Annotated in this window: 21 protein-coding genes; 2 read left to right on the forward strand and 19 right to left on the reverse strand. The window is 54.7% G+C overall.

The features are described 5' to 3' along the window. Positions 1-86: 86 nt before the first annotated feature. Together J2Z70_RS15325 and J2Z70_RS15330 are read right to left on the reverse strand one after the other, a co-directional pair. Complete coding sequence (locus J2Z70_RS15325; RefSeq protein WP_209874453.1) at positions 87-740, reverse strand: HD domain-containing protein; 654 nt, start codon at positions 738-740, stop codon at positions 87-89. A gap of 13 nt (positions 741-753) precedes the next feature. Further along, complete coding sequence (locus J2Z70_RS15330; RefSeq protein ID WP_209874456.1) at positions 754-906, reverse strand: hypothetical protein; 153 nt, start codon at positions 904-906, stop codon at positions 754-756. A gap of 121 nt (positions 907-1,027) precedes the next feature. On the opposite strand from J2Z70_RS15330, the gene J2Z70_RS15335 reads away from it, so the two are divergent. Then, a complete protein-coding gene (locus J2Z70_RS15335; protein ID WP_209874459.1) occupies positions 1,028-2,308 on the forward strand; it encodes a histidine--tRNA ligase in 1,281 nt (426 codons plus the stop codon). Between the two features lie 424 nt (positions 2,309-2,732). Here the strand turns inward: J2Z70_RS15335 and J2Z70_RS15340 are convergent, their stop codons facing one another. From J2Z70_RS15340 to J2Z70_RS15380, 9 genes are all read right to left on the reverse strand, one after another. Further along, positions 2,733-4,346, reverse strand: a complete 1,614-nt coding sequence (locus J2Z70_RS15340) for a response regulator (protein ID WP_209874463.1) — start codon at positions 4,344-4,346, stop codon at positions 2,733-2,735. Then, positions 4,339-6,150 (reverse strand): cache domain-containing sensor histidine kinase, encoded by a 1,812-nt coding sequence (locus J2Z70_RS15345; protein WP_245368251.1) that lies wholly within the window; start codon positions 6,148-6,150, stop codon positions 4,339-4,341. Before J2Z70_RS15345 ends, J2Z70_RS15340 begins: the two co-directional genes overlap by 8 nt. A gap of 29 nt (positions 6,151-6,179) precedes the next feature. Further along, positions 6,180-7,493 (reverse strand): ABC transporter substrate-binding protein, encoded by a 1,314-nt coding sequence (locus J2Z70_RS15350; RefSeq protein ID WP_209874469.1) that lies wholly within the window; start codon positions 7,491-7,493, stop codon positions 6,180-6,182. A gap of 44 nt (positions 7,494-7,537) precedes the next feature. Then, the gene (locus tag J2Z70_RS15355) at positions 7,538-9,202 is read right to left on the reverse strand and encodes a family 43 glycosylhydrolase (protein ID WP_245368252.1); all 1,665 of its coding nucleotides are present in this window, start codon (positions 9,200-9,202) and stop codon (positions 7,538-7,540) included. A gap of 136 nt (positions 9,203-9,338) precedes the next feature. Next, positions 9,339-10,172: a carbohydrate ABC transporter permease gene (locus J2Z70_RS15360; protein ID WP_036725349.1), complete on the reverse strand. Its 834-nt coding sequence runs from the start codon at positions 10,170-10,172 to the stop codon at positions 9,339-9,341. Next, positions 10,173-11,066 (reverse strand): carbohydrate ABC transporter permease, encoded by an 894-nt coding sequence (locus J2Z70_RS15365; RefSeq protein WP_245368253.1) that lies wholly within the window; start codon positions 11,064-11,066, stop codon positions 10,173-10,175. Between the two features lie 86 nt (positions 11,067-11,152). Then, a complete protein-coding gene (locus J2Z70_RS15370) occupies positions 11,153-12,454 on the reverse strand; it encodes an ABC transporter substrate-binding protein (RefSeq protein WP_209874475.1) in 1,302 nt (433 codons plus the stop codon). Positions 12,455-12,583: 129 nt separating this feature from the next. Beyond that, entirely contained in the window at positions 12,584-13,585 is a 1,002-nt protein-coding gene (locus J2Z70_RS15375) for a phosphotransferase enzyme family protein (RefSeq protein WP_209874478.1), read from the reverse strand. Between the two features lie 649 nt (positions 13,586-14,234). After that, complete coding sequence (locus J2Z70_RS15380) at positions 14,235-14,510, reverse strand: CD3324 family protein (protein ID WP_036725355.1); 276 nt, start codon at positions 14,508-14,510, stop codon at positions 14,235-14,237. 366 nt (positions 14,511-14,876) lie between these two features. Here J2Z70_RS15380 and J2Z70_RS15385 point away from each other — a divergent pair, with 366 nt between their 5' ends. Then, positions 14,877-15,470: an ankyrin repeat domain-containing protein gene (locus tag J2Z70_RS15385; RefSeq protein ID WP_209874481.1), complete on the forward strand. Its 594-nt coding sequence runs from the start codon at positions 14,877-14,879 to the stop codon at positions 15,468-15,470. 134 nt (positions 15,471-15,604) lie between these two features. Here J2Z70_RS15385 and J2Z70_RS15390 read toward each other — a convergent pair whose 3' ends face one another. From J2Z70_RS15390 to J2Z70_RS15425, 8 genes are all read right to left on the reverse strand, one after another. Further along, positions 15,605-17,635 (reverse strand): methyl-accepting chemotaxis protein, encoded by a 2,031-nt coding sequence (locus tag J2Z70_RS15390; protein ID WP_209874484.1) that lies wholly within the window; start codon positions 17,633-17,635, stop codon positions 15,605-15,607. Between the two features lie 267 nt (positions 17,636-17,902). Further along, positions 17,903-18,928, reverse strand: coding sequence for a bile acid:sodium symporter family protein (locus tag J2Z70_RS15395; RefSeq protein WP_245368254.1), 1,026 nt, complete (start codon positions 18,926-18,928; stop codon positions 17,903-17,905). A 78-nt stretch (positions 18,929-19,006) separates the two neighbouring features. Further along, complete coding sequence (locus J2Z70_RS15400; RefSeq protein ID WP_209874486.1) at positions 19,007-19,960, reverse strand: radical SAM protein; 954 nt, start codon at positions 19,958-19,960, stop codon at positions 19,007-19,009. Between the two features lie 178 nt (positions 19,961-20,138). Next, complete coding sequence (locus tag J2Z70_RS15405; RefSeq protein ID WP_209874489.1) at positions 20,139-21,389, reverse strand: stalk domain-containing protein; 1,251 nt, start codon at positions 21,387-21,389, stop codon at positions 20,139-20,141. A gap of 141 nt (positions 21,390-21,530) precedes the next feature. Continuing rightward, complete coding sequence (locus J2Z70_RS15410) at positions 21,531-22,490, reverse strand: nucleoside hydrolase (RefSeq protein ID WP_209874492.1); 960 nt, start codon at positions 22,488-22,490, stop codon at positions 21,531-21,533. A 791-nt stretch (positions 22,491-23,281) separates the two neighbouring features. Next, on the reverse strand, positions 23,282-24,463 hold the full coding sequence (locus tag J2Z70_RS15415; RefSeq protein WP_209874495.1) for a MalY/PatB family protein: 1,182 nt from the start codon (positions 24,461-24,463) through the stop codon (positions 23,282-23,284). An 88-nt stretch (positions 24,464-24,551) separates the two neighbouring features. Next, the gene (locus tag J2Z70_RS15420; RefSeq protein WP_051478017.1) at positions 24,552-24,914 is read right to left on the reverse strand and encodes a LytR/AlgR family response regulator transcription factor; all 363 of its coding nucleotides are present in this window, start codon (positions 24,912-24,914) and stop codon (positions 24,552-24,554) included. 166 nt (positions 24,915-25,080) lie between these two features. Then, positions 25,081-25,770 (reverse strand): S1 family peptidase, encoded by a 690-nt coding sequence (locus tag J2Z70_RS15425; RefSeq protein WP_036725368.1) that lies wholly within the window; start codon positions 25,768-25,770, stop codon positions 25,081-25,083. Positions 25,771-25,799: the final 29 nt, after the last annotated feature.

The following is a 25,799-nucleotide window of genomic DNA, read 5'->3' on the forward strand; positions in this document are numbered from 1 at the left end:
ATTCTACCTCTTCTATGCTGATTGTTCCGGTTCAGGCGGGGCCAGCCCGCGTTCCATCCATCTTGCGCATTATTCCATTATAACACCTACTCCGCCCCCTGATTCCATTCCTTATCGAATTGCTCCAGAAAAATCAGCATGAACCGGTGCCGCTCCTCCGCCAATTGCTTGCCGTACGGGGTGTTCATGAGGTCCTTCAGCTTCAACAGCTTCTCATAAAAATGATTGACCGCTGTACCCTTGGAATAATCGCGGTATTCCTTCTTCAGCGATTCGTCACGCGGGGGAATCTCCGGATCATAGACCGGACGGCCCTTCGCACCGGAGAAAACCATCGTCCGCGTGATGCCGATCGCCCCGAGCGCATCCAGACGGTCCGCATCCTGGACCACCTGCCCTTCCAGCGTTGACATGGGCTCGCCCCCGCCGCCGCTGAACGACATTGTCCCGATGATTTCCATAATATGCCTGCACACAGCTTCATCCGGCAGATGTGCGGTGAGCCATGTTTGTACTTTGAGCAGCCCCGCCTCCTTGGAGGGGTTCAGCTTCTCGTCTGCTACATCATGCAGCAGGGCAGCGATCGTACAGATGACCACACTCGCCCCTTCCATTCTTGCGATCAGCGCCGCAGTATTCCGCACCCGGTTAGTATGGAACCAGTCATGGCCGGTGGTATCCTGGCCGAGTTGCTCCTTCGCGAAGTTCTCTGCTGCTGTAATCAGCTCTGTATGATTCATTATGATTGCTCCTTTATGGAAAATAATGCAGGTCTTGCGCGGTTGCTCCTGATCCGCTATAATGTGCTGTAATCCAGCCGGAAGGGAATTGATTCGCATGAACCGCTTGTCCATCATAACGAATCAGCTTCATCATCACAAGCAGCGTTAGCACACCTGAATTCATTCAGGGAGGGCTAACGCATTTCGCGTTCGACCTCCCTGCGGCATAGATAAGCGCGCAGGACCATGGGGTCCGGCGCGTTTTTTATTTTAGCGGAATTTAAGTGACAAAGGAGCTGCCAAGGATGCAAAATATTAAAGGAACTTATGATTACTTCGGCCGGGAACAGGCCATCCGCCAGAAGGTGCGGACTACGCTGCAGGAGTTGTTCGAGCTGTACGGCTTCGAATCGATGGATACAACCCTGCTGAATGAGCTGGAGCTGCTGACCTCCAAATACGCCGGGGGCGATGAGATTCTGCGCGAAATGTACCAGCTGGCCGATCAGGGCGGGCGCAGGCTGGGGCTGCGTTACGATCTGACGATCCCTTTTGCCAAGGTGATTGCCTTAAATCCGGGCATTGAATTCCCCTACCGGCGGTATGAGATCGGGAAGGTGTTCCGGGATGGTCCGGTCAAAAAAGGCCGCCTGCGCGAATTCCTGCAATGTGACGCCGATGTCGTCGGTATTGCCGGCCCGCAGGCGGAAGCGGAGCTGATGCAGCTCGCCGCAGAGGCGTTCCGCCGCCTTGCGATTCCGGTTGTGCTGAAGTGGAATAACCGCCGCTTCCTGGGTGAGATTCTCGGGGCGGTCGGGGTTCCGGCAGAGGAACAGCTCTCGGTGATGCTGACCCTCGACAAGCTGGCTAAGATCGGCAGCGGCGGGGTGCTGGCAGAGCTGACGGACAAGCAGCTAACCGCTCAGACGGTTACACTGATCTCAGAGCTACTGGAGCTGAAGAACCCGGGATTCAAGGAACTGGTGGAGCGGTATAAGCTTGAAGGGCTGCCGGGGACGCTCGAAGTGCAGGCCTTGCAGCAGCTGATTGATGCGGTTGGACTTGCGGACATGTGCGTCTTCGATCCATTTCTGTCACGCGGGCTGTCATTCTATACAGGGACTGTATACGAAATCTTTGATGCCACAGGCGGCTATACGTCCAGCCTGGGCGGCGGGGGCAGATATGACGACATCATCGGCAAGCTCGTGGGGCGTGATGATATCGAATACCCTACCGTGGGGATCTCCTTCGGCATGGAGTCGATCATGGCCCTGTTAGGCGAACGCCAGGAGCAGGCAGCGGCGGAGCGTTCCGGCGTTCTGATCATTCCCATTGGCGGGTATATGCCGCAGGCGCTGGTTGCTGCTGCTGCGCTGCGTTCGGCAGGCATCCGGGTCACGGTGGACACCGGCATGCGCAAGCTCAAAAAAACGCTGGCCACAGCCAGCGCCAAGGGCATCCGCTATGTGATTATGGTCGGAGAGAGCGAAGCCGCTGAGCAGAAGCTGCGGCTGAAGGATATGGAGCTGGGGAGCGAGCAGCTGGTTACAGCGGCGGAGGCTGTTCGTTCGATTGCGTTGTGATTCTGGATGAGACAGCCCCGGGCTAACACACTGGCTCCAGGCCCGGCTTCTCACCGGACAGGCGAGTGTGGTTATGCATGCTCCCTCGCCAGTTTCAGATTACGGATGCCGATAGCTGATTGTTGTATTAATTGCAGGATTCCCGTCAGTTCGGCTCGAGATAACGCGGATTGTTGCATTTATTGCAGGATTCCCCTCAAATTAGCCTCTGCTGAGCACACATTGTTGTAATTTGTGCAGGATTTCTATCAGCTAGGCCCCAGGTTAACACACATTGTTGCAATTTATGCACCATTTTCATTAGCTCCACAATCGCGCGGATCAGCGCAAGCGGCGCTCCGCTGTGCAGTCGCAGGCCGGCAGGCCCTTAATCTCCTGCTCTACGTCCGTCAGCTGGCCACTTCAGGCCATCCATAGAAGCAGTCTATACCCTGCGCGAGCTGTCCCTGTACGCTTTGGGCGATAGACCGCTGCAATTCTTGAACACACGGTTGAAGTGGCGCACGTTGCCGAAGCCCGTCTCCTCAGCGATTCTGCTGATCTTCTCCCCGGTAAAGGCCAGCTTCCTGCGGGCCTCCTCCATGCGGATGTGGGTGACATATTCGCTAAAGGTGACGCCGGTCCTCTGCTTGAACAGATTGCTGAAATATACCGGGTTCAAATATACTTTGTCGGCTACCTCCTTGAGACTCAGCGGATGATGATAATGCTGCGAAATGTAGCGCTGGGCCACAGTGACCGGATCGATATCCTTCATCTCTCTGGATTCGGCAATGCAGCCGGTTAGGGTGAGCAGCAGCCCACGGCATTGCTCGGCAAGCTCCTGCCGTGAAGAGAGGCTGCACACCTCGAACAGGATGGTGCGGATATCCTTCGGGCCCAGCCATGATTCGGTAACCCCAAGCTCCTCGGACAATTCATAATAATACAGCAGCAGCTTGCAGATTTGCTGGTGAATGCTCTCAGGTGATTCGGCTGTGCTGCACAGCTCTTCGATCATATGTTCCACAATCGGGCCGATGCCGGCTCCTCTTCCGCCGGTAATCGACTTCTCCAGGATCTCCCAGGACCACTTCAGGGGGCCGCTGCCTTCGTTGGGGCGCTGCTTCATTTTGGCATAATCCAGCAGCTTGTCACCGCCTTCAATCAACCGGTACAGGAGGGCAATTCCGGCCTCGTTGTAGGCTCTGGGGATTCCCGGCAGCCCTTCTGCCGGATTGCTGACCCCGATCGTCACCGTCAGATTGGACAAGGAACGGATCTGCCTGCGGATCAGGTCCCCCAGTGCTCCCGGCGCTGACAGGGAATGCTGCGGGTCTGCTGTATTCAGCAGGGCAACCACCTCAGTATCCGACTGCACGAAGCTTATTCCTACGGCCTGACGATCGATCATCTCCTGGACGACCTGCTGGATATACAGGAGGAACAACGATGCATCTCCCCGCTGATAACGCTCCTTCTCCACGGAATGCTTATCCAGCTTGATGACCATGCAGATGAAATAGGGATGACCGAAGGCGAAGCCCAGCTCACGCAGCAGCCGCAAATCGCTATCTTCCGTCTTGCCTTTCAGCAGACTGTCCGCCAGATGACCGGCCACATGCCGTTTCAGCACAGGCTGCACCTGCCACGGCTGATCGCTTCGCGCAGACTGCTTGTGACGCTCGGCCAGCTCCTGCCCCAGCCGCTCCAGCACACGGCCCAGCTCCTGGCGTTCCACCGGCTTCATCAGATAGTCCTTCGCCCCCTGGCGCATGGACTGCTGCACATAAGCGAATTCATCATAACCGCTGACCACGATGGTCATCAGATCCTTGAAGCGACCCGCAGCCAATTGCTGCAGCTGGATACCGTCCATCCGCGGCATGCGGATATCGGTGAGCAGTACCTCTGGAGACAGCTCGGCCAGCTTGTCGAGTGCATCATAGCCGTCGCTGGCTTCACCGACCACCTCCCAGTTGCTATCCAGGCTGGTGATCATTTTGCGCAGTCCTTTGCGGAAGACCGATTCATCGTCAACAATCAATATTTTAGGCAACCCCGTCATCCTCCCTTGCAATGCCCTGATGATGAATGACCGGCAGCGTAAGCACGGCCTTGAAGCCCTGATACGGCATACTCTCCAGCGAGAGGCCATATTCCTCCCCGTAATGCAGCACGATCCGGCGGTGGACATTCAGCAGCCCGTTGCCGGAGCGCCCACCGAGCTCCTCCGTATTCCGCAGATGCAGCCGGAGTGCCTCCAGTGCTTCTGCATTCATACCGATTCCGTCATCCTCGACTGTAATGGTAAGCACCTGATTGCTGCTGCCTGCGGTCAATGTAATCACGCCCCGGCCCACCCCCTGGTCCAGCGCATGATTAATCGCATTCTCAACCAGCGGCTGGATCATCAGCGGAATGACCTCGCAGTCCAGCAGGGAGGGTTCAATATTCATCGTGAATTGAATCCGTTCCTCATAGCGCATCTGCTGGATGGCCATATAGCCGCCTACATGATCCAGCTCATCCTGCAGCGTCACATGCTCCTTGCGCCCGCTGAGACTGTAACGGAGCAGCTTGCTCAGATTATTGGACATGGTTATAATCTCCGGGCTGCCCTCAAGCTCGGCGTACATGCTGATCGAGCCCAGTGTATTGTATAGAAAATGCGGATTGATCTTGCTCTGCAACGCGGCAATTTGCGCATCCTTCTCGCGGATTTCCGTCTCATAGAGCAGATAACCCAGCTCGCTGAGCTTGGCAATCATGCCGTTAAACGAATGGCCCAGCAGCCCCACTTCATCCGTTCCGCTCACCGGAAAAGCCTGACTCAGATCGCCGCGCTCAACACTGCGCATCAGCCGGCTCAGCTTGCGCAGCGGCTGGGTGATCCGGTAGGCGATGAACACATACAGCAGCAAGGCTAGGCCTACACAGATCACGCCAATGAGAATAAGATACGTGCGCAGCACCTCGGTATCCTTCATCAGACCGGACACCGGCACAACGCCCACGGTGGTCCAGCCGGTCACTTCAGAGGTGACATGTGCGACCAGCAGCCCTTCACCCCCGGACTTCACATGGCTGACCCCTTCGCCCGTTCTTCCGGAGGAACCATCAGCTACTCCCTGCGGAATTCCGTGATCCTTGCCGGTAACCAGGTTGCCGGAATCATCCGTAATGTACAGCAGCTCCTGGGGGTCCAGCGTTACCTTCGACAGAATCTCACGGATGAACTTGGGGTCCACATCAATGACAATGTACCCGAGCGTGGCTCCGTCATCGAAGCTGCGCAGCTCCCTTACGATGGAGAAGGCCTGATATACATTTCCGCCGCTGGACCTTAAATCATGCGTGGCCACATAGACTGGCTGTCCATAATGACCCTTGAACTTATTCAGCCAGCTCACATTCTCATCCAGCTTGTAAGTCGTGACATACTGGCTCTCCGGCATGACCACATAGGAAGCTCCGCCCGTACCGTACAGGGATACGCCCAGAATATCGACCCGGCCGTTCAGAAACACCTGGGTGACGAAGCTGTTGAGTCCGCTGATCTCATCCAGCGTCAGGGGTTCGCCGGGAGCACGCTTCGTGGCCAGATAATCGGTCACTTTGGGATATTGATAGGGCATCACGGTCAGCCGGTTCAGCTCATTCATATAGGTATCGATATTCAGGGTAAGCTGCTTCAGCGTCTGGAGCTGATAATCGCCTACCTTGCGCTCCGTCGTTTCGGTGAAACGGGCAAAGGCGAAATAGCCCATCAGTCCCAGCGGAAGCACAATGAACACGACATTGATAAGAATAAGCTTGCGCGCAAGCGCCAGGTTCCTGAACCAGCCGCGAAAGGATTTCAACCGCATTCCCCCCCCTTGCTCCCTTACAGTCATTTCTTCAGTTGAAGGTTGATGCTGTCCACCGCCTGCTGCAGCGCCTGCGCCGGACTTTGCTCCTTGTAGATCATCCGCTCAAACTGCCGGATGATCTCTTCATTAATACTCCACTGCTTCATATTCCGCGGCCAATAGACTACGGAGTTGGCGGTATTCGCATAGTCACTGCGGAATTTCAGCGCGGAATACGCCCTGCTCTCCACTACCTTCCGAGAACTCGGGACATGGCCCGCCTCCGCCCACATTACCCCGTGCTCAACGGCCCAACGGGCAAAAGCCATCGCCGCCTTCCGTTTCTCCGTACTCATCTCACTTTGGGCCGGAATCGCCAGCGTATGCGAATCTCCCCAGACGGCCGGATGATCGTAGATGACCGGAACCGGCACAACACCCAGCTCCAGCTTCTCAGCCTTCTCAAAAGCGCCCGTGCCCCATACCCCGGTAATCAGCACCGCCGCCTCCCCGTCATAGAACAGCTTGAAGGCATCATTGATCCCTGGCGGAATCAGCTCCCGCTGGTACAGACTGTTGACGAACTCTAGCGCCTGTAACGATGCCTTATTATTGAAGACCGCCTGTGTGCCGTCCGGATTGTAAAAGACACCGCCGCCCTCGATCTGATTGTACAGGCTCCACCATAACCACACGGAATCAATCCGTGTGCTGGGCAGAGCCAGCGGTGCGACACCGGGCGGAACGGATTGCTTCAGCTTTTGCAGAAAAGCGGTAAAGCCCTGCTCTCCCCTACCGATCACCGGTTTATCCGCTGCATCCAGCAGCCCGGCCGCTCTTAAATATTTCTTGTTATAGTAGAGCACCAAGGTGTGCGTATCCAGAGGTACCGCGTAATGAGCGCCTCCGTAGACTGTGGATTCGGCAATTTTGGTGCTGAACTGGCCCCAGTCCAGGCCCGTATCCGCAGCCAAACCGTCCAGCGATTCAATATAACCGTTCTGCACGAACTGCGGGAGATTGGTGGCATGGATCACCGCCAGATCCGGCGCATTGCCGGACAGAATGGCTGTCCGCAGCCGGGAATAGTAATCATCCAGCCGGGAGTTGATCTGATCGATCCGGATATCCTGGTGCTCCTTGTTGAACTGCTCTACCAGCCTGGTCATGAAGATGTTGTCTCCCCCGCTGAACGGGGTCCAGTATTCGAGAATCACCGGCTGGACAGCAGGTGCCGGCGGCGTCTCCTTCTTCTCTGCACCACACCCGCCCAGCAGCGGCAGTACAATCAGCAGAATTGAAAGCGCACTCAGTTTAATGCGTCTGTATCCGGTCTTGCAGCTAGTATCTCTCATATGAGTAAGCCCCCGTCTTGCTTCCCGTCTATGAATCTACCTGCTCATTCACTCTTCTGCCATATATCCATATAATCTATACTGAAGCTGCCTTGTCTGTCAAAAAGAATGATCTCGTTCGCCCCCCTCTGTAATTTCAGCTCCAGCTGCCAGAGGGAAAGCTGATTGCGTTCCTGCGGGAGGGGGGAATAGGCCGTCTTCGCACCTCCGTTCACCGCCAGCTCCAGCTTCGCGTCCAGCGAAGCATTCATCACCGCCACCAGCACCGTATAGGTTCCGCTGTGCGGGACCTGAAGATGGCTGAACTTCAGCGCAGCTCCGCTGCCGCTTAAGACAGCCGCTGCCCCGCCCGAGGCAAAGGGATTATCCTCTGCCGCCGCGTTCCCCTCCATGGCTTGAGCCTCGCCTTCATATCGCGGAATTTCAATCGCTAGCACTTCTGCCGCAGCACCCTCCGGCAGCTCTATAGCTACTGTATTCTTCCCGGCTGTGAACGGCAGACTCAGATAAGCATAACCGGTCTGGCCCGCGCCGGATGGCGGCAGTGGAAGCACCGCCGGCGGACCGCCATTCACCGAGACTGCCGCCCCGGCCGGTTCTCCTCCCGGATTCACATAATGCACCAGCAGCGGGAGCATGCTGTCCACCGTGGACGGCAGGGACGGGAATTCCAGCTTGTTCCCGCTGCGCAGGGCCGCTTCCGCCTGGAGCACGCCCATGCCTGCGGGAACCGGGATGGCCTCACTCAGCGGCAGCGGCTTGCCGAAGACCGGCAGGCCGTCAGCATCCCAGCTAACCGGCTGGGCCCGTGCCTTGCGGTTGTTCCAGCCGTCCTCCGCCCCTGTCGTGGCATGATAGACGATCCACTGCTCGCTTCCGTCCGGCGAGACCGTGAATGAATTATGCCCTGGTCCGTAGACTCCGGCAGCTTCATCCATGGTCAGCAGGGGCTCTTGCGACTTGATCCAGTCTGCGGCCTCCAGCGGGTTGCCGCCCGGCTTCAGGGCAAGCAGTCCCAGGCTGTAGTAGGGAGTCCAGCTTCCAGCACCGGAATATACAATGAAGACACGGCCGTTATGATGAAGGACGGACTGGCCCTCATTAATATAAGGCGGGCCTCCGGCCTGCTCCCAGGGAAGCTGCGGCTCGCTCAGCAGCACCCGCGGTCCGCTGATCGTCAGCGGGTCACTCATCGGAGCAATATAGGTATTCTGCGCAGCGTTTGCCTCCCCTTCCCAGCCGGACCAGACGAAATACAGCTCCCCGTCCACCTCCATCGCCAGCCCGTCGATCGCCCATTTATTACTGCTGTCAGTGACCTGACCCTTGAAGGTATAGCTGCCCAGCGGATCACCGCTGTCCGCTTGCAGCACATACATCCGGTGGTTCTCGTTCTGTCCGTCATCTGCGGCAAAATAGATATACCAGCTTCCACGAATATACTGCAGCTCGGGGGCCCAGAGATTCGCCGAGTAGGCCGTCTCCGCCGGCGGGTACCATACGACCTTCCGCTCCGCCTGGCGGAAATCCAGGGTGAGCGACTTCATCACCATAATATCCGTTCCGTTATGGGTGAAGGTCATATAATAATATCCATCCTTGTAGATCACACTCGGATCAGGCGTATCGATCTCGGCCAGCGTGTTCTTGAATGTTCCCCCATGCCCCTTATAGACTTCATCCTTAACGCCGTTATTGGGCTTCAGCAACAAGTATGCACCTCCTGCGAGTATAAAGAACAGAAGCGCCGCAAGGGAGTAGATTATTCTACGTGAATGTTTGCCTGCCCATGCCTTCTGCGGTATTTCTGATTTCGTGCTCATCTGCTTCCCTCCCCGTCTTCCGCTATTTCACTCCCGAGCTGGTAATCGCCCTAACGAACGACTTCTGGCCGGCAATGAACAGGATCAGCACCGGCAGCGCCGCGATGGTGGTCATGGCCATTAATTTACCATAGCTCTGGGTATAGCTGCCGGTGGCCATCATGGCAATCCCTGCGGTGATCGTCCGCATCTCCGGAGAGGTGGTCGCGTACAGCGGCCAGACAAAATCATTATAAATCCCCATAAAAGTGAAAATCCCCAGTGTCGTCATGATCGACACCGCTGAAGGCAGCAGAATTCTCCGATACAGATTCCACTTGTTCACCCCGTCGATCCGGGCCGCTTCCTCGATCTCCTTCGGGAAGGAGACAAAGAACTGGTACAGCAGGAATACCCCGAATGCCCCGGCGGTAGCCGGGAGGATCAGCGCCTGATAGGTATTGATCAGACCGAGTGTATTGAATTCGATGTACATCGGCAGAAAAGTCAGTACGCCTGGAATCATCAGCGAAGCAATGAACATCGCCAGCAGCGTGCGGCGCAGCGGCAGATCCGGCAGACGGGCCAGGGCAAACGCCGCCATGGAATCGATCAGCAGTACGATCGCTGTGCCCGCAATCCCCACCGACAGGGAATTGACAATCCAGCGCAGAATCGGGGTATTCATCAGCTCCCCGCTCAGCCCCTGGACGAAATTATCCAGCGTAGGCTTCTTCGGCAGGAAGTTCATCCGCCCCGAGAGGGCTTCAAAATCATTTTTGAACGCAGTCGACAGCATCCAGACCAGCGGCAGCAGCACGAACAGCGCAATCAGGATGGCCAGCAGCAGCAGGCCTGTTTTTTTGGCTTTTCCCATCTATACCTTCTCCTTCCGGTTCGTAAGACGGAACTGTACGATAGACACCAGCATGATCAGCAGTGCCATCAGAATCGCCATCGCCGAAGCCGAACCGATATCCTTGCGCACGAACGCCTGGTCCAGCACATTGATCAGCAGCACCCGGGTGGTATCTCCCGGCCCCCCGCGCGTCAGCAGAAACGGCTGGGCGTAAATATTGAAGGAGGCGATGGTTGATGTGATCATTACGAACAGCATGACCGGCCGGATGGAGGGCAAGGTAATTGACACGAAACGCTTCCAGGCATTCGCCCCGTCCATGGAAGCCGCCTCATAATAATCCTCCGGCACCTCATTGAGCGCATTCACAAAAATAATCATATTGAAGCCGATCGTCCACCAGAGTGTCGTAAGCACCAGCGCAATCCAGGCCCATGGCGTAGCGGTCAGCCAGGGGATGCCGGTCAGGCCCAGCTTTTGCAGCAGACTGTTAATGAACCCGGCATTCGTATCGAACATCATCAGCCAGATGACAGCCATCACGGAAGCTGACAGCGCGTAGGGCAGGAAATAGAAGGTGCGGAACAGACCCCGGAGCTTCGCCGGCAGCGCATTGACCAGCATCGCGATCCCCAGTCCGGTAATGATCAGCAGCGGAACCGAGTACAGGACAAACTGAAGGGTGGTCCACAGCCCGCGGAAGAAAATACTGTTCTCATAGGTCCCCGGGGTGAAAATGGTCATGTAATTACGCAGCCCCACAAAGGGGTGGGCGGCAGACAGCAGCTCGAAGTCCTGCAGGCTGATGACAAAGCCATACAGAATCGGGAAGAGCAGAAACAGCGCGAAGGCAGCCAGATAGGGCAGCACGAACAGAAATGAGGTCAAGCGTGAAGTCCACAGGGTTTTCAAAAGTGTTTCCTCCTTAGCATAAGGATAAGGAAAAGCGGGAAGCTCCCGCTCCCCGCCATACCAACCGAAAGATCCGCTCCACGGAGCTATTTCATCGCCTGACGGGATTTGGCTACAGCATCATCCATCGCCTGCTGCGGTGATTTTTTGCCAAGAAGGGCACTGCTCAGCTCTCCCCATACCGGCTCGATAATGGTCCCCCAATTCAGCACATTCGGTGCGAACTGTACGGAGGAGAAGCTCTGGGATACCGTACTCTGGAACTCCATAGCCTTGAATTCGGCGCTGTCCATCACGGTCTTGGAAGCTACCGCCTGCCCGGATTCCGCCCAGTCCAGTGAGTTGCCGGAGACATATTTCAGGAAATCGCCGATACCGGCCAGCTTCGTGCTGTCTGTCACGGCCTTGGGAACGACGAAGCCATGCGAGCCTGCATAAATAGCCTGCTTCACCTTGCCGATCTGAGGCATGACAGCGACGCCATAATTCAGCCCGGCTTCATCGAACTGGGATTTCATCCACGGCCCGTTGAACTGGATGGCGTTCTTGCCCTGCAGGAACAGGGTATTCTCACCATCCTGCTGAACATTGGCCGGGGAGACACCCTTGTCTACCATATCGCGCAGCCACTGTACCATCTCCACCGCTTCAGGTGAATTGTAGGCTACATCCGTTCCGTTCCAGAGTTCCCCGCCATTCTGCCAGACGAGGGACGGGAAGATGAACTGCTGCGGCCAGAGAGTCGGCACCACGTATCCATAGACCCCCTTGGATTTGTCCGTCAGCTTCAGCACAGCGGCATCGAATTCGGCGCGGTTCGCTGGAGGCGCAGTGATGCCCGCCTTCTCGAACAGATCCTTGTTGTAATACATAACGACCGGATGAATGTCCAGCGGGATCGTATACAGCTTATTGTCGATCGTGGCATATTTCACCGGAGCTTCGGCAAAATCAGCCGGGTTGATCCCGGCCGCGGCCGCCAGCTCATCCACAGGCTGCAGTTGCTCCTTGCTCTGGTACGTCGGCACCTGATCGACATGCATAATCATCAGGTCCGGCTGTTCCTTGCCGGTACTGAGCGCTACATCAAGCTGTTTGTAATATTCGCCATTCGGCTGGATCACGAAATTCACTTTATACTTATCCTGGGAGCTGTTGTATTTATCAACGATTTTCTTCATGAACGGGCCGTCCGAGCCGGAGAAGGGTGACCAGAACAACAGCTCTGTCTTTTTGCCGCTGCTGCCGCCTCCGTCCGCGCCCTGTGTGGCCCCTCCGCTGTTCGCGCCGTTATTCTTCGCATTGTTGCCGCCGCAAGCGGTTACAACCAGTGCCAGCATCATACCCATCAGTAAAAGTGATGCTCCCTTTTGCATGGATCGCTTCATCTGTATACTCCCCTTTGACCGGTAATTCAAAGCTGACTGCTCTTTGATATCTTTATGTTACCGCCGCAGGGGAGGGTAATAAATGTCCTCAGGCTAGGATCAGTGGACATATTTACAGATTGCACAGCTTCATTCCACTTGCACAGGTTCGATCCCCTTGAACAGAAAACGGGAGTCCGCCAGATATTCCTTTAGATAGGCCAGCGCATACGGCTGTTCTTCGCGCAAGCTAGGGAGTTCATCGGGATTAGAGATGTGGTGGCTATAGTTCCCGATCATGATCATAATGAAGAAGCATTCCAGCTTCCGTTCGTAATCAGGTTCCAGCGCACGGATGCTGCTGTAGCCCCGAATCAGACTCCTGCGCTGCTCCGTGGACAGCTCCAGCAGAGCGGCGGCCAGATCATACAGGTAGAAGCCGTAGCCGCAGAGGCCGAAATCAATCGCCCGGGGCTGGCCGTCAGCGAACACCACATTCCCAAAGTGCAGGTCACCATGGATCAGGCCATAGCTGCCGGGGTCTGGCGTCATAGCCTCGAGTTCACCCGGGATTCTGGCGGCGGCAGCCTGATAGAGCTTCCACCATGCTTCCGGGACCAGAGCCGAAAGATGCTTCTCCAGCTTATTCCAATGCTTGCGAAAGCTGTCCGCTCCCCAAGCCGGACGGGTGAACTCCGCCGATGGTACAAACTGTTCGCCTGCTTGATGCATCCCGGCCAGCATCACGCCTACAGCGTGGAGCTGCTCATCTGTCAGATTGCCCGCTACATGTTCACCTTCGACCCAGCGCATCAGGGTAACATAGTTAAGCTCCTGCGCTCCACCGTAAAGTTCATTGCCAGGTTCATTGCCAGTCTCCAGGATATAACTACCGCTTGAATCGCGCAGCCCCACAGGGACAACCAGCTCCGCTGCCCCGCTGAGATGGCTGAGCCACTCCAGCTCTGACAGAATTTCTGCCCGGCTGCACCGTTCACCATGAATCCGCAGCAGCAGCTTGCCCGCTGTTTCCGTCTCTAGCTTGAAGGTGACACTATCGGATTTTCCAAGATATTCGATCTTCGTCCAATCTAATTCGTACGCCTTGAGCGCCCGCAGTACTATATCCCTTGCTGCTGTTCCTAATTTCATCTTCCTGCCCCCTCATATGGATGTCTGCATTCATTATAGGGTTGGCGGAGGCAGCGGACATAGATAATAGACAGGTATAACCTGACTTTTGCACACAAGTGGAAACGGCTTTGCCGTCCTTTTTAAGGACGGTATCGTTTCAGCGAGAAATATAAGGATAAGTTATCGTGTGCAACATATAAATTCTTATATTTAAACAAAGAGGCTGCTCCAAGAGTCATAACGCGACTTCTTGGGACAGCCTCACTGTGTAGGGTGGGGTCAGGTTTAGGTGTTTGTGTGATTGAGTACCTTGCATGCTTGTGTGCCTTGTGTAGGCGCTTCTGTGACACTTGTGTATGGGCGCTTGTGTGTGGATGCTCGTGAGTTGGCGCTTGTGTGTTAGCACGTGTGCGTGGACGCTGCGATTGTATTTTCTACAATAGATTATGATTGAATGGGTCCAAAAACTCATTCTGCTGTATTTCATACACCAGATTTCTGCATATATGCTCCAAAAGGCCGCCTGCGCAAAATTCTACTGTACAGAGTGCAGCAGATGCTATTTTTCGGGAGGTTTTGAAGGAATCTAGTGTATATAGTGCAGTCGAAGCCAGCTCGTGGTTGAATCTCACAAGCAGAAATGGCTGCGTCACGCGGCCTTAGATCTCTACTTTCTCTGCTTGCTTCCATACACAATCTTCTTGATGCTGTCGGCTGACAGGCAGAACTGCTCCGCCAGCTCAGTTACGCTCAATCCGCTGGCATAATGCTCACGAATGGACTGGTTCCGGGCGCTTAAGTAGGATCTGCCGCCTGAATTCTCCCCCCACCGCTTGTGCTGTCCCTCAGGCTTCGGGATATACAGCATCCCGCCCTGCATGTATTTCTGAATCTCCTGCAGCAGCTGCTGCGGCAATACCACATCTGCATTTACATATTTCATTACTTGCTCCGCTCCTTTTAAGTTGTTTCAACTTATCAAGGCAGCAGAGTCTATCGGACAGGTGTTCACAGAGGAACTGGTGAATCGTTACAGCGGAGTATTGCTATCCGCTCTGCACATTAACCGCTGTGTGTGGGTCCGTAGACTCTGCGCAGAGCTGAGCATTAATCTGCTCATGAAGTTTCCTCCCTCCAGTATAATACTTACATATAGCATACCGGACGCCACGGTCTTTGCGCAAATGCTGTTTACCCGTGACTTTTGACATTTCATCATAGATTTGTCCATAATACCAATAAATAAGGTAGAACCAATTGCCATTCTTAGTATCCTAGATGAGGCGGCAGGGGAGATGAGGTCATAATCATGAATAAACAATTAATCGCAGCGGCGGAGCGCGGGGATACCGCTGAGGTGTTGCGGCTGCTGGAGGCGGGAGCGGATATTCAGGCGCAGGACGAAAGCGGCCGAACGGCGGTAGCCGCCGCGGCTTATGGCAACCATGCCGAGACGGTCGAGGCGCTTATTGCCCAAGGTGCCGATATCAACATTCGCGACCGTATGCTTAATAATGTGCTGCTATATGCCGGAGCATCCGGATATCTGGACATAGTAAAAATGGCGGTTGAGGCGGGAGCGGATACGACGCTGACCAACCGCTATGGGGGGACTGCGCTGATCCCCGCCGCAGATCGAGGGCATGTCGAGGTCGTCAAGTATCTGCTGGAGCATTCGGATGTCGACATCGACCATATCAACAATCTGGGGTGGACCGCGCTGCTGGAGGCCGTCATCCTCGGCGACGGCGGGGAGCGGCATCAGACAATCGTCAAGCTGCTGCTGACGCACGGAGCCGATCCAGCCATCGCCGACCGCGAGGGTATCACACCGCTGGCGCATGCCCAGTCGCAGGGCTTTACAGAAATGGCCGCTATGCTGGAGACGGCAAGCCGCTCGTGAACAGCTGGAATAAAAAAGGGACCCCGCCAGCGTCCGGCGGGGCCAAAAGTTATATTAAAGGGGGGTATGTGAGTACTATACCCCGCGAAGCTTAAAAACAGATGAAGCCCAGGTAAAGATCTGCTGAAACGAGTTTAGATTTTGAATTTCTCTACCAGTTGTTGCATCTCCTTAGCACTCTGCGTATTCTCATCGGCCATTGTGGCTTCATGGAAGGTCTTCTCCACAATATCCGCCGTCTTCTCGGCGATATCCTGCACCCCGATGGCCCCCTCGTTCACCGTGGCCGCCACCTCATTGACAGCGATGGCGATGCTGGAGACGGTCTCGTTCAGGTGATCGGCCGCTTCCTCGAACTGGTTCATCAGCCCGTTAATTGTGGAAGCATCATCATTGTACTGCTGGCTGACCTCGGTCAGGCGCTCATAATCGCCCAGCACATTGCGGTCGATGAAGCTCAGCACGGCCTCGGAATGCCGGGTCATCTGCTCCACGGAGGCATAGACATTTTTGACCACCTCTTGAATGCCTGACGCTGTCTCGGAGGACTTCTCTGCCAGCTTGCGGATCTCCCCGGCCACCACGGCGAAGCCCCGGCCCGCCTCGCCTGCCCGTGCGGCTTCAATCGCTGCATTCAGGGCCAGAAGGTTGGTCTGGCTTGTAATGGAGAGAATCGTATCGGCCAGTACGTTGATCTCGTGGATCGCTCCTGATTGCTCAATGGCCTGCTGCATCTCACTGCGGACCGAGCTGTAGATCTGCTTCGCGTTCTCGGTAGACGTCACTGCATCATGCTGAAGCTCCAGGGCCCGCTGCGTAATCTGGCTTGATACTCCGGAGCCTTCTTTTACCTTATCGCTGATCATTCTGACATTGCTCAGGGTCTCGTGGATTGCCGCCGTCATCTCCTCGGTAGAAGCCGCCGTCTCCTCCATCCCTGCGGACAGCTCCTCTGTCGTGGCTGAATTGTCATGCGCATTCTCTCTGACCTCGTTCGACAGCTTCTCCAGCGTCTCAGCATTGTCCAGTACCTTGGTGGAGATCGCAATCAGACTGCCCGCCATCTCACGCAGCGCCGCACGGGTACGGAACATAGCCTTGGCGATGGTTCCTGTCTCATCTTTATTTTTAGTCAAATATTCATATTGGTTATCATACTTGAGATCCAGCTCTGCCGTGCGGTTCACCAGCTCCGTGAGCTTGATGATCGGCGAGGAGATCCGGGTAGCCACTGTAGTCCCGATCAGCAGAGTGAGCAGTAGGCTTCCCAGGCCGAGCAGCATAATGAAGTTCGTCATTTCGCTAACCGGCTGCAGCACCTCTTCCACATCTCCGGTCAGCACCAGGGTCCACTTCGTCTCGGGGAGCACGGTGTAGGCCGCTTTTTTCTTGGCCCCGTTGAAGGTATATTCCACAATGCCATCGGCAACGCCCTCCCCCGCCTTCACCCGCTCGACCACGGCTTTGATGGATTCGTTCTCCACCTGGGAACCTGTCTTCTTCCCGTCGGGATGATAGAGCGTATTCCCCGTTTCATCCACCAGATAGGCGTAAGAGGAAGGCGCACCCGCCACCTTGGCATCGGCCAGATAGGTCACCAGACTGTCCGCCCTGACCGCCGAAGCTACGAATCCGATCATCTTCTCACCACTCATCACCGGATGGACAAAAGCCACAATATATGCCCCTGTTGACTTGGATTTCAGCGTCTCGCTAATGACAGGCATCCCGGTCTTCAAGACATTCTTCGTATAATTTCTATCGCTGAAGTTGGCGCCGACCAGCTTGATGTCACTGTCCGCTACCGCCGTTCCCTTCAGATCGACCACGAACATATGCTCCAGATTGCCCGCATCCTTCACCTGGCCCTGAAGCTTGACATTGATCTGGTCACGTAGCGCTTCCTCCACTGAGCCGCCATTTGCAGCCTGAAGCAGCAGCTCGGTGATCTCACTCTCCCCCGCAACCAGCTGGATGTTCCGCTTCTCCTTGTCGATCATTGCGCCGATGGTCTGTGCCTTATCCGTGCCTACCTGCGCCATGGAAGATTCGGTCAGGTTCATGATGGTGCCTGTGGATTTGGTGTACGTAAAAATCCCCATTAATGCTGTAGAAATCAGGGTAACGACAATCATCATAACCGATAGCTTCATACGAATCTTCATCTTCTTCTACTTCCTTCCGCCCCGTTGTCTTTCCTTAGCCTTCAAACAACCAAAAAGATTGCTTTATTACAATAATTATCGGATTTTCCTCGAACGTAATGAATAATGGAATGTTGTATTTTCAGAAAAAATATCGATTTTTGTCGAATGACAACATAATATATCTATTTTCTTACATAGTAAAAAAACCGCCCTCCTTAACAACCGCACTCAGCGGATAAGTAAGGAAAAGCGGGTTCGCATTCCGCCTATGAAGTTGGTATTCTACTACATGCCCGGGCTGTCCGGCGAAGCTGAGGCACCCGGCAGCACTGCTGCCGAACGGGCCTGCTGCAGGCGTCTCACCCTGCTGCGGATGAACATGCCGGAGCAGGCAGCCAGAATCTGCTGGAACAGCATCCCGGAGATCACGGGCAGGGCCACCGCAGGCGGAAAATACCGCACCGCCAGCACGGCTCCTGCACTGAGATTGCGCATACCGGAGTTGAACTGCACGGCTACGGTATTCGCATAATCATAATGAAGGCGGCGCGAGACTACAGCTCCAATGACATAGCCGAGGGCAACGGTAACGAAGGTTACGGCAATAATGAGCGCAAGCTTCCCGTCCGGGTGCTTCAGATATCGGGCAATGCTGGCTCCATTGATCGAGACCACGGTGAACAAGCCCACCTTGACAAACGGGGCCAGCGGAGGCCCGCAGACCGTGCTGATCTTGCCTTTAGTGAATTGATTCAGCAGCATCCCCGCTACGGAAGGCAGGACGACCATCCAGAGCAGGCCCCGCATCATCTCGCCGGCGTCCATCTGCACGCTTGCCCCCATCAGGAGATACAGCGTAGCTGGTACAATCAATGGCGACAGCAGCGTATCGATCAGGATCAGCGCCAGAGTCAGGGCGATATTCCCGCCATGCATCGATACCCAGACTACACTGACCACTCCGGTCGGAATGGCAAAGAGCAGCACATAACCGGTAACCGTATAAGGATCGCCTGGAAAAAACAGTATCGCTGCCAGCCAGCCGATCAGCGGCATGACGATATGCAGAATAATGAACAGGATGAGCAGCTTCTGCGGCCTGGCAAGCACGGTGAACAGATCCCGGAAGCTTGACTTCAGGCTGCCGATCAGCGTCATCCCGGCGAAGATCCAGGGCACCAGCCACGTTAACGGAAGCAGCGACGCCTCATTCATCACGCCAACCACGATGGCTGCGGGTGTTAGCAGCGGCATAATCCGCTCCAGCACCGTATTGGAAGATACTAATCCGCGTCTTACTGCACCAAGCATGTATTTCAACCCCCTGTGTGAACTATGCCATTATACTCTGATGCACTGACTTCTCTGCTGTAAGGTCCGGTAAGGGAGCTATACTCCTTGCGGGAACAAGGCGTCCAACGCCGGGCAAGGTCGTTTCTCCAGATATTCCGACAGCGGGGCCGGCATATTGCTGTACAAGTCCTTCAGTGATGTTCCATTATAGATATTGCCGATAATGACCGGATGGCACAGCTCGGAGATCAGAATGTCGCCGTTGCCGTGCAGATGAAGCTGCTTCATCCCTTCGATGCAATGCGGGAAGTAAACGCCCGGCTGCTCCTCGAAGCCCATCGCCTCCATGAACCGGTCCATACAAGTGAAGTAGAGCGTCGTGTCCTCCGGCTTGCGGTCGATCAGCTCTTGGACAGCGTTCTTTAGCTGCTCGCGGGCGGCAATCGCCTTCCAGCCGGTATGTCCCATGATAATACTATTCTGAATTTCATGCGTTCTTACGCCCATCGAATAGACATGCTCGCTGATTTCCTGCATATGATCCTGTGTTTCATTGAACAGCAGTGTCTCCAGCACCACATTGACATTGGTTTTGGCGAACATAGTGATGTTCTCTCTGATCTTGTGATAGACACTCGGATGAATATTATAATAACGCGAGAAGCCTTCAGCCGTGGTGAAATTAAAAGAAATATGAATCGTCGTCAGACCTGCGTCCACCAGCTGCCCGATCCGCTCCTCATTCAGCAGACTGCCGTTCGAGTTAAGCTGGGTCTGAATGCCGCGCGAGGAGCAGTATGCCACAATCTCCACACAATCCTGGAATTTCAGCGTAACCTCGCCGCCCGAGAGCCGGACACGCTTCAGATTAGGCAGCTCCTCCAGAATGCGGATGACCTCCTTACCGTCAAGGGTCTGGCCGTCATTTCTATTGTAAGCGCAGCAGTAATCACAGCGGAAATTGCAGTTCGAGGTCACGCCGACTTCCAGCCCTTCCAGCTCATAAGTCATCGGCTTATCCAGTTCCAACGCTTTATATTTCGTGCTCATCTTCTATAGTCCTCCTTGGTTGTTCAATCCATCTGTTCTAAGGTCAACTATAGAATTATACAGGTTTGCCCGCGAGGTTAATGTGACATTTGATATTTGATCTTTGATCTTTGCAAAAAGACTGCTGCACGGTTATAGGCTCACCATACAGCAGTCTTCATTAAGATAGATGTACCTGCTACAGCTCGACAGCTTCTCCCATCCGGTTCAGCACCGGCTGGCCGATGATCCCCAGACGCCAGATCGCAATCCCCTTAAGGCCGTACCGCTTAGCCAGGCCGATCTTGGCATTGACGGAGGCTTCGTTCTCACTGTAGACCGATATCCCGAGAATCAGCTTCTCCTTGCTGACCTGATCAAGCGCCAGCCGAATGCTCTCATCAACCTTATTCATCGGCTCCGGCCCGGTCTCCCCTTCATAGGCGTAAGCCATGATAACCAAATCGTCGGCAAGTGTTCCTAGCGTCTTGTAATCATACCCCTTGTAAGAGCTGTTCAGCGGATGCAGAATGACGGTCAGCTTGAGGCTGGCGGCGCGGGCGGCTGTAGAGAGATTTTTGACAAAAGCGTTATATTGGCTCTGCACCAGCGCTTTATCCCCCGTCAGTCCCAGCCCTTCCAGATCCAGTCCGATGCCCTTGAAGCCCTTCTGCGTGGCCAAATCGACAATACTGGCGATCGTCTGCTGCTGGAGCTGCGCGTCCTCCAGATTCTTGCTCAGCTCCAGTGACGAGTCACTGGAATAGACCATCAGGTAAGGGGCAGTTCCACCCGCTGCGGCATTCTGCACAATCGATTCCGGCGTTACATCACCTGCAGCCTCCGGCCACCAGAAATCCTTACCGGTGGTGGTGAACTGGCCGTCCTTGTCAATCCGTGCCCAGCCAAAAGCAACCGCATCGAAGCTTGGAATAAGCGAGACCTCACTGTAGGCCTTCTGTGCGTAGAAGCCCAAGGTATACATATCCCGCTTCGGGGAAGTTATGGATACGGTCTTGGACGCCTGATTCCAGGAGGTCACCGCCCCGAACTGCTGGCTGAAGAACTTAAGCGGCAGCATCGTGGTTCCGCGAATGTCCTGCGGTGCGACCTCCAGCTTCACCACTGTTCCGTTCACGACTGCATTTTTGCTGCCGAGGGTCAGGACCACTACGGTTGGAGCGGTGCCAGTTGCGTCCTTCCGGCTGGCCGTAATTTTGCGGGCCTTCTGATTCCAATCGACCTGAATCCCCAGGGCTTCCGAGATGGCGCGGAAGGGCACCATGGTCGTTCCGTTCATCATCACCGGCTCCACCGGGAACGGCAGCGGATAACCGTCCAGCATGATACTGACACCCGCAGGTGCCGCATGGACCGCACTTGCCGGAAGTGCCGAGAGGCTGCCGAGTGAGATCGCTGCGCATAATACTATTTTGGCCAAATGCTTCATATAAGTTAGTTCCCCATTCTCTTAGATAGATTGTGAATCTCTCAACCTTACATCCCCTACTATTCTAGCAAACTAGATAAATATAGTAAATGAAGGTATTGTAACCATTGCAGATTCACCCGTCCGGGGTTCCCTTAATACCTATATGAACACGCTCAAAAAGACACCAACAGCCCGTTCAGCATCCACCTCTACAGCCACTTCGATGAACTCGCCTTCTTTGGGCTGTGCCCGCAGGTCTGCTACGACCATACCCGAGGTGAACGCCCCCTGATGCTCTACACGGACCTTCATCCGGCGGCAGGTTACTAGATCCGGCTGCAAGGCAGCCATCAGGGCCAGCGGATCATGCAGCGGAGCGCTGTTAATCAGATAGTTCGCCTCGCGGTAAAATTTAAAATAATACGCAAGCGACTCTTCCATAAACTCGATGACCGCCTTATTCTCTTCCCGTCTATGCCGTTTCAGCAGTTCCACATGCTCTGAAGTGATCCGCGTCTGCAGCGTCACATCCAGCCCGATCATCATTACAGGCAGCCCTGAGGTGAATACTCGGTCAGCCGCTTCCGGGTCGCCCCACAGATTGGCCTCGGCCACCGGTGTGACATTGCCCGGCTTATATACCGTACCGCCCATAACCACTACCTTCTTCAGCTTGGAGGTCAGCTGCGGGTCCAGATCCAGTGCCAGCGACAGGTTCGTCAGCCGTCCGAGCGTCACCAGGACCAGTTCTCCCGGATTCGTATCCGCCATCCGCGCAATGAACTCTGCTGCCGTCTCTTGAACCGGCACCTGCCGGGAGGGGGGCAGCTGAACGCCGCCAATGCCGTTCTCCCCGTGAACATGGGTGGAGAAGCCGGTCAGCTCGCGTACCAGCGCCCGGGAAGCGCCAAGCGCCACCGGGATTTCATAGCCCGGAGCCGCAAGCTCAAGCAGGCGCAGCGTGTTATCCGCCGCCTGCTGCACATCGATGTTGCCGAACACCGTCGTAATCCCCTCAACCACTACCCCCGGTGCCCGGAGCGCATACAATATGGCCAGTGCGTCGTCTATTCCTGTATCACAATCTATAATTATCCGGGTCGTATTGCTGCTGCTCATCTCTATCTCTCCCACTCTCTGTTTATACTTATTCATTCACCCGTACTGCACTGCCCATCTTATCACGGGGCTTCCCCCGGCTCAATATGGTTTCAACACAAGCAGAAACGGCTACGCGTCCTTAAGAGGACGGTATCCGTTTCTGCTAGAAATAGAAGGATAATGTATCGTGTGAAACATATAAATTCTATATTTAAGAACAAAATGCCTGCGGCATCCCCATTGTGATTGTGATCGGTTTTTCGACCACATTCGGCCCACACGCCTCTGCCGATGCTCCAAGACACTTACCCCCAACTTTATGCACAACTATCCACATCGGACTTAAATCATAATTTCCTAATCAAGAACAAAATCATCCTAAAGGATGAATAAGATTACCTTCGCGCGAACACAATGTATGCTGTTTTTCACATACATTCAGGTCGTATGCCTGCTTGCGAGTATAATGTATGCTGTTTTTCACATATATTCAGGCCGTGCGCCTGCTTGCGAGCACAATGTATGCTGTTTTTCACATACATTGGTCCATATTCCTGCTTACGAGTACAATGTATGCTGTTTTTCACATACATTGGGTCCATATTCCACTGTAACAGCCCATTGTATTCGGTTGTAAGCATACCCTCAGCCTTCAGTCACATTCAGCATCAAAGTCCTTCTACGAATCTTTCAAAGAACTCGTATCCACAAATTTACACACACCTTTTCCACAGCAGAAGGAAACTATAGTTTCCTATACAAACAAAGAATCCGCCAGCCTCATCAGGCGACGGATTCTTCATTACAGATTATCGAGTTACATAAGCAGCCGCAGCCTTGACGAACCGCTCCAGCGCTTCAGCCAGCAGGGAGCGCGGGCACGCGAGATTGATCCGCAGATGACCCTGGCCTTCCGCACCGAACACAGACCCTTCATTAAAGGCTACCTTAGCCTCACGGTACATTAGCTGCTTGAGCCCGTCCGCATCGAGTCCGAGCGCCCGGCAGTCGATCCACAGCAGGTAGGTGGCTTCCAGCTGCATCGGCTTCACCTGCGGAAGATGCTCGGCCAGGTAGGAGATGGCATAGTCAGCATTGCCGTTAATATGCAGGATCAGCTCATCCAGCCATTCTCCGCCTTCGTTATACGCCGCTTCCACAGCCTCCGGCGAGAAGAACGCCGACATATGCAGGCTGAGCGTCTTAATCTTATAGTCGAACTTCCGTTTCAGCTCCGGGCTGGAGGTGACGATATACGAGGTCTGCAGCCCCGGCAGATTAAAGGTTTTGGTAGCCGCCAGTGTAGTCAGCGTAATGTCTGACAATTCTGGTGACAGGGAAGCGAACGGAATATGCTTGTGTCCGGGCATGATCATATCGCAATGAATCTCATCCGAGATCACGGTTACCCCGTACCGCAGGCATAGCTCGCCCAGAAGCAGCAATTCCTCCCGTTCCCACACTCTGCCTCCCGGATTATGCGGATTACACAGCAGCAGCAGCTTCGCGCCGCCGGCCATCAGCTCTTCCAGCTGAACGTAATCCATGACATAACGGCCTGCTTCCAGCTTCAGCGGATTCACCGCCACCTTGCGGTCATTCATCCGGATCACATCATAGAAAGGATAGTAGACCGGCGACTGCAGAATCACCTGATCTCCCGGCGAGCTGAACAGCTCCACCGACAGGCTGAGTGAGGTTACAATCCCCGGAGAATCCGAGATCCACTCCTCCTGAATCTCCCAGTCATGGCGTCTGCGGTACCAGCCGGTAATCGCCTTTTTGTAAGAGTCGCCCGTCACGCTATAGCCGTATATTCCTGACTGTACGCGGCGCAGAATCGCTTCCTGTACCGCAGGAGGGCTTGCAAAGTCCATATCTGCTACCCACAGCGGAAGAATCTCCTTGTCTCCGAACAGCTTCTCGGACTGGTCCCATTTGTAGGAACGGGTATTGCGGCGGTCAATGATACGGTTAAAATCATACTTCAACTAAAATCACCCATCCTTTCTGCTTGTCCGTACATTGTACCATGGGCAGACAACATCCGGCATCCCTGATTCCGTCCGCCAGCCTGCTTCAGCTCCCCTTGCGCAGCCGTTCCAGAGACTGGCCCAGCCGGACCTCCTCCAGCGGCTTCAGCACATAATCCACAATGTCCTGGTCGAAGGCCCACAGGGCATGCTGCTTCGTCTCTGTGACCACCACAATCTGAATATCCGGCAGCCTTTTCTTCACCAGCTCGGCTACAACGACTCCTTGATGGCCGGGCAGCTGAAGATCCAGAAACAGCACATCGGGCTGCAGAAGGACAATCTGGTCCACAACATTGTCGGGATAAGCAGACATGCCGATCACATTCACCTTGCCAGTATGCTGAAGCATCGATGACAGCTTGAATAGATCGTTCTGGTTCACATCCAGCAAATAGGCCGTAATCACATGGGTTCCTCCTCCTTCCATAGGGGTGAATTACGATCATCGAGCTGCTTATACATTCTTGTTTGTAAAAAAAGTGCTGTCCCCGCGTTTGCCAAGAAACGCCTGAGGACAGCCATAGTCGGTATTATATTGCAGCCTCAAGTGTAAGCTGCTTCTGGTATTGCTTTTAGTTGAAGGAAGCTGGCAGCAGGCTGCGCAGATCCTCCGTATTCACAATCAAATGAATGTTAGTCATCGTCCGCAGGGAACCGGAGATAATACCCGCCAGCTCGCCATGCGTATCCAGCAGAGGACCACCGGACATTCCGCTTGCCACCTGGGCCGAGGTCAGAATCCGGCTTCTGCCGTTAATGTCGGCTGCCGGAGTGTTCACAATCCCCTCCGTGATGATCGCTGTATTCTTGAGCGGATAGCCCAGGGCATACACCGCTTCACCATGTCTCAGCTTGTCCCCCCGCAGCGGCAGAAAAGCATAGGCATTATCCTTTTGCTTCATCGCAGCAGGAGTTGGCAGTTCAAGAATGGCCACATCCTTCAACTCGTCGGACTTCGTGACTTTAATCGGACTGATCACCGTTCCATCCGCCATGACTCCTTCAATGCGCTGTGCGTTTTTGACCACATGATACGCCGTTGCTGCAGTACCGGCCGGAGACAGGATCACTCCTGTTCCGGTGGAGCTTGCAGTACCGTCGCTTTTCAGCACCCGCAGATAAAAGATCGCCTTACTCGCTATTCCATAGCTTTGTTCAGCGTTGTACGTCTCAGGTGTATCCGCACTGGTGGGGCCGGAATAGAAGAGTATCGCCGAGATCAATGAGAGGACCAGGCTTACGGCAAGCAGCTTTGTTTTCATCCGCCGATCTCCTTCACTTATGAATTTCT

This window comes from Paenibacillus silagei (genome assembly GCF_017874735.1).
Taxonomy (GTDB): Bacteria; Bacillota; Bacilli; order Paenibacillales; family Paenibacillaceae; genus Paenibacillus_AQ; species Paenibacillus_AQ silagei.

Excerpts from the sequence above, each read along its gene's own strand:
- J2Z70_RS15325 (WP_209874453.1), bottom strand. The coding sequence starts at position 740 with ATGAATCATACAGAGCTGATTACAGCAGCAGAGAACTTCGCGAAGGAG.
- J2Z70_RS15330 (WP_209874456.1), bottom strand. The coding sequence starts at position 906 with ATGAATTCAGGTGTGCTAACGCTGCTTGTGATGATGAAGCTGATTCGT.
- J2Z70_RS15335 (WP_209874459.1), top strand. The coding sequence starts at position 1,028 with ATGCAAAATATTAAAGGAACTTATGATTACTTCGGCCGGGAACAGGCC.
- J2Z70_RS15350 (WP_209874469.1), bottom strand. The coding sequence starts at position 7,493 with ATGAGAGATACTAGCTGCAAGACCGGATACAGACGCATTAAACTGAGT.
- J2Z70_RS15360 (WP_036725349.1), bottom strand. The coding sequence starts at position 10,172 with ATGGGAAAAGCCAAAAAAACAGGCCTGCTGCTGCTGGCCATCCTGATT.
- J2Z70_RS15370 (WP_209874475.1), bottom strand. The coding sequence starts at position 12,454 with ATGAAGCGATCCATGCAAAAGGGAGCATCACTTTTACTGATGGGTATG.
- J2Z70_RS15375 (WP_209874478.1), bottom strand. The coding sequence starts at position 13,585 with ATGAAATTAGGAACAGCAGCAAGGGATATAGTACTGCGGGCGCTCAAG.
- J2Z70_RS15380 (WP_036725355.1), bottom strand. The coding sequence starts at position 14,510 with ATGAAATATGTAAATGCAGATGTGGTATTGCCGCAGCAGCTGCTGCAG.
- J2Z70_RS15385 (WP_209874481.1), top strand. The coding sequence starts at position 14,877 with ATGAATAAACAATTAATCGCAGCGGCGGAGCGCGGGGATACCGCTGAG.
- J2Z70_RS15390 (WP_209874484.1), bottom strand. The coding sequence starts at position 17,635 with ATGAAGATTCGTATGAAGCTATCGGTTATGATGATTGTCGTTACCCTG.
- J2Z70_RS15395 (WP_245368254.1), bottom strand. The coding sequence starts at position 18,928 with ATGCTTGGTGCAGTAAGACGCGGATTAGTATCTTCCAATACGGTGCTG.
- J2Z70_RS15400 (WP_209874486.1), bottom strand. The coding sequence starts at position 19,960 with ATGAGCACGAAATATAAAGCGTTGGAACTGGATAAGCCGATGACTTAT.
- J2Z70_RS15405 (WP_209874489.1), bottom strand. The coding sequence starts at position 21,389 with ATGAAGCATTTGGCCAAAATAGTATTATGCGCAGCGATCTCACTCGGC.
- J2Z70_RS15410 (WP_209874492.1), bottom strand. The coding sequence starts at position 22,490 with ATGAGCAGCAGCAATACGACCCGGATAATTATAGATTGTGATACAGGA.
- J2Z70_RS15425 (WP_036725368.1), bottom strand. The coding sequence starts at position 25,770 with ATGAAAACAAAGCTGCTTGCCGTAAGCCTGGTCCTCTCATTGATCTCG.